The sequence below is a fragment of the Pseudomonas sp. AGC41 genome, from assembly GCF_057334555.1.
Genome location: NZ_JBHFJB010000004.1, coordinates 61,296 through 64,082 on the forward strand (window position 1 = coordinate 61,296; position 2,787 = coordinate 64,082).

2 protein-coding genes are annotated in these 2,787 nt (G+C 66.5%); both read left to right on the forward strand.

Going from position 1 to position 2,787, the window contains the following annotated elements:
• Window positions 1–61 precede the first annotated feature (61 nt).
• The gene (locus ACE04F_RS00690; RefSeq protein ID WP_486104058.1) at window positions 62–1,342 is read left to right on the forward strand and encodes a glycerate kinase type-2 family protein; all 1,281 of its coding nucleotides are present in this window, start codon (window positions 62–64) and stop codon (window positions 1,340–1,342) included.
• Window positions 1,332–2,747, forward strand: a complete 1,416-nt coding sequence (pyk, locus tag ACE04F_RS00695) for a pyruvate kinase (RefSeq protein ID WP_486104060.1) — start codon at window positions 1,332–1,334, stop codon at window positions 2,745–2,747. Before ACE04F_RS00690 ends, pyk begins: the two co-directional genes overlap by 11 nt.
• Window positions 2,748–2,787: the final 40 nt, after the last annotated feature.

Consider the following 2,787-nt stretch of genomic DNA (forward strand, 5'->3'; position numbering starts at 1 on the left):
CCCCCCCCCTCCCACAGGTAACCGAGTCGCCTCAGCCAATAATAAAAATCGGGAGCCCGCCATGTCGGTCGATCCGCAACAATTGCTGCGCGAGCTGTTTGCCACGGCCATCGACGCGGCCCATCCGCAGCACGTCCTCGAACAGTACCTGCCCGCTGACCGCAGCGGTCGGGTGATCGTCATCGGTGCCGGCAAGGCCGCCGCGGCCATGGCGCAGGTGGTCGAGCGCTGCTGGCGCGGCGAAGTCAGCGGCCTGGTGGTGACCCGCTACGGCCATGGCGCGCCCTGCGAGAAAATCGAAGTGGTCGAAGCCGCTCATCCAGTACCGGACGCCGCTGGCCTGGAAGTGGCCGGACGGGTGCTCGAACTCGTCAGCAACCTCAACGAAGACGACCGGGTGATCTTCCTGCTGTCCGGCGGGGGCTCGGCGTTGCTGGCCTTGCCGGCGGCCGGCATCACCCTGGCCGACAAGCAATCGATCAACAAGGCCCTGCTCAAGTCCGGCGCCACCATTGGCGAGATGAATTGCGTGCGCAAGCACCTCTCGGCGATCAAGGGTGGCCGACTGGGCAAGGCCTGCTGGCCGGCGACCGTCTATACCTACGCGATTTCCGATGTGCCCGGCGACCTCGCCACGGTCATCGCCTCCGGTCCCACCGTGGCCGACCCGAGCACTTCGGCCGACGCGCTGGCGATTCTCAAGCGCTACGGCATCGAGATCCCGGCCTCGGTGCGCAGCTGGCTGCAAAGCCCGGAATCGGAGACCGTCAAGCCCGGCGACCCGAGCCTGACGCGCAGTCATTTCCAGCTCATCGCCCGCCCCCAGCAATCCCTCGAAGCCGCGGCGGTAAAAGCTCGCCAGGCCGGTTTCAGCCCATTGATCCTCGGTGACCTGGAAGGCGAATCCCGGGACGTGGCGAAGGTCCACGCCGGCATCGCCCGGCAAATCGCCCTGCACGGCCAGCCCTTGGCTGCGCCGTGCGTGATCCTCTCCGGCGGCGAAACCACGGTCACCGTGCGCGGCAATGGCCGTGGCGGGCGCAACGCCGAATTCCTCCTGAGCCTGACCGACAGCCTCAAGGGCCACCCCGGCATCTATGCGCTGGCGGGAGACACCGACGGCATCGACGGCTCCGAAGACAACGCCGGCGCCATCATGACCCCGGACAGCTATCGCCGCGCCACCGAGCTGGGCCTGAACGCCAGCGATGAACTGGATAACAACAACGGCTACGGCTACTTCGCCGCGCTGGACGGGTTGATCGTCACCGAGCCGACCCGCACCAACGTCAATGACTTTCGCGCCATCCTGATCCTCGAGAACCCGAAAAATGACGCCTGACAAGAAGGTCAAGATCCTCGCGACACTCGGTCCCGCCACCCGTGGGATCGATGACATCCGCGAACTGGTGCAGGCCGGAGTGAACATCTTTCGCCTGAACTTCAGCCATGGCGACCACGCCGACCACGCCCAGCGCTACCAGTGGATCCGCGAAGTCGAGCAGCAGCTCAATTACCCGCTGGGCATCCTGATGGACCTGCAAGGGCCAAAACTGCGGGTCGGCAAGTTCGCCGATGGCAAGGTGCTGTTGCAGCGCGGTCAAGCCTTGCGCCTGGACCTGGACCCGACGCCGGGCGATCAGCGTCGGGTCAACCTGCCCCACCCGGAAATCATCGCCGCGCTGGAGCCGGGCATGGACTTGCTGCTCGATGACGGCAAGCTGCGCCTGCGGGTAACCGCCAGACACACCGACGCCATCGATACCGAGGTGCTCAACGGTGGCGAACTGTCGGACCGCAAGGGCGTGAACGTGCCCCAGGCCGTGCTTGACCTGAGCCCACTGACCGCCAAGGACCGCCGCGACCTGCGCTTCGGCCTGGAGCTGGGCGTGGACTGGGTGGCGCTGTCGTTCGTGCAGCGTGCCGAGGACATTCGCGAAGCCCGCGCGCTGATCGGTGACAAGGCGTTCCTGATGGCCAAGATCGAGAAGCCCTCGGCCGTCGCCCAACTGCGGGAAATCGCCGAACTGAGCGACGCGATCATGGTTGCCCGGGGTGACCTGGGCGTCGAGGTGCCGGCCGAGAGCGTGCCGCAGATCCAGAAAAACATCATCGGCACCTGCCGCGCCCTCGGCAAACCGGTGGTGGTGGCGACACAGATGCTCGAGTCGATGCGCTTCTCTCCGGCGCCGACCCGCGCCGAAGTCACCGATGTCGCCAACGCCGTGGCCGAAGGTGCCGACGCGGTGATGCTGTCGGCGGAAACCGCCTCGGGCGACTATCCCCTCGAAGCCGTGCAGATGATGAGCAAGATCATCCGCCAGGTGGAAAACGGCCCGGACTACCAGGCACAACTCGACGTCAGCCGACCGAAAGCCGAGGCCACGGTCTCGGACGCCATCAGTTGCGCGATCCGCCGTATCAGCAACGTGCTGCCCGTGGCGGTGCTGGTTAACTACAGCGAGTCGGGCAGCTCCAGCCTGCGGGCGGCGCGGGAACGGCCGACGGTGCCGATCCTCAACCTGACGCCCAACCTGCAGGCGGCCCGTCGCCTGACCGTCGCGTGGGGCGTGCATTCGGTGGTCAACGATCGGCTGCGGCAGGTCGACGAAGTATGTTCCACCGCACTGGAAATCGCCCAGGCCCAGGGCATGGCCCAGCGTGGCGACACCTTGCTGATTACCGCCGGCGTGCCGTTCGGGCAGCCGGGGTCGACCAACTCGCTGCGTATCGAGACCCTCATCTAGCGCCTGTACTGGCCCCTTCGCGAGCAGGCTCGCTCCCACA

Excerpts from the sequence above, each read along its gene's own strand:
- ACE04F_RS00690 (WP_486104058.1), top strand. The coding sequence starts at position 62 with ATGTCGGTCGATCCGCAACAATTGCTGCGCGAGCTGTTTGCCACGGCC.
- pyk (WP_486104060.1), top strand. The coding sequence starts at position 1,332 with ATGACGCCTGACAAGAAGGTCAAGATCCTCGCGACACTCGGTCCCGCC.